Source organism: Paenibacillus xylanivorans, assembly GCF_001280595.1.
In the GTDB taxonomy this organism is placed as follows: domain Bacteria; phylum Bacillota; class Bacilli; order Paenibacillales; family Paenibacillaceae; genus Paenibacillus; species Paenibacillus xylanivorans.
Genome location: NZ_LITU01000027.1, coordinates 1 through 1,026, shown reverse-complemented (window position 1 = coordinate 1,026; position 1,026 = coordinate 1). Strand labels below are relative to the sequence as shown.

The window sequence follows — 1,026 nt, the reverse complement described above, 5'->3', positions numbered from 1 at the left end:
AGATTCGTGAGCGGTTTTCCAGCCCAGACATTTTCGGGGGCGATGGTTGATTAAATGAAGCGAACGATCCAATGTTGCATCTGATATTTGCGTAAAGTCCGTGCCCTTGGGAAAGAACTCTCGAAGTAAGCCGTTCGCATTCTCATTCGAACCGCGTTGCCAGGAAGAGTACGGGTCAGCAAAATAAATCTGTACGTCGTGTGTTTGTTCCAGGTTCGCGTAGCAGGCGAACTCCTTGCCACGGTCAGCCGTAGCGGTTCGAAAAGCCTTAGAAGGATACTGAGCAGTGGCTACGCCAAAGGCGATCTCCATCGACAAAGCCGTCCGATCGGGCATTTGAATCGCGGTGTACAGACGTGTTTTCCGTTCAATGAAGGTTGCTACACAACCCTTGCTCTTTCCACGTCCCGAAACCACCGTGTCCAGTTCCCAATGCCCAAATGTTTCCCGAGAGCGAACGTCCTTCGGACGCTGGGAAATGGGTCTGCCTACAGCAAACTTACCGCGTGTTTCCGCAGGTTTCTGACGTTTACCTTTGTGCCGGAGTACATGCAAAGCACCTTTGGTTAGACGACCTGCATAGATCCAGCGGTAGATCGTTTTAAAACATACGGTGGGTCGATTTTCAGTTTTAAAGCGCTCTACGATCTGTTCAGGGGACCATGTGGCGTGCAACTTCTCTTCCAGCTCTTCAGCATGTTCTTTCGTCCATCTCCCCTTGGATACGGAAGCTTTGCGGCGCTGCACATAAGCTTGTTGTGAGCTTTCTGCCTGATAAGATTGTAGTTGAACATTCCGGCTGATCTCCCGGCAAATGGTCGTATGATGCCGACCAAGTTCCTCAGCGATGGCTCTTGCACTTTTCCCTTGTCGATGTAGGATTTCTAGCTTGCTGCGTTCGATTATGCTAAGATGTGAATAACTCATGGACTGATTCTCCTTGTGTGAATGCTGGTGTGGTAACTTTCATTCTACACGAATCAGGCTATGAGCCATTTTTTATTTCCAGTAGGTGTCGCACTTCAT

General features: G+C 49.3%; 1 protein-coding gene. It reads right to left on the bottom strand.

Going from position 1 to position 1,026, the window contains the following annotated elements; all coding sequences use genetic code 11:
* Nucleotides 1–927, bottom strand: a 927-nt coding sequence (locus tag AMS66_RS02690) for an IS30 family transposase (protein WP_053779327.1), incomplete at its 3' end; no start/stop codon positions are given.
* Nucleotides 928–1,026: the final 99 nt, after the last annotated feature.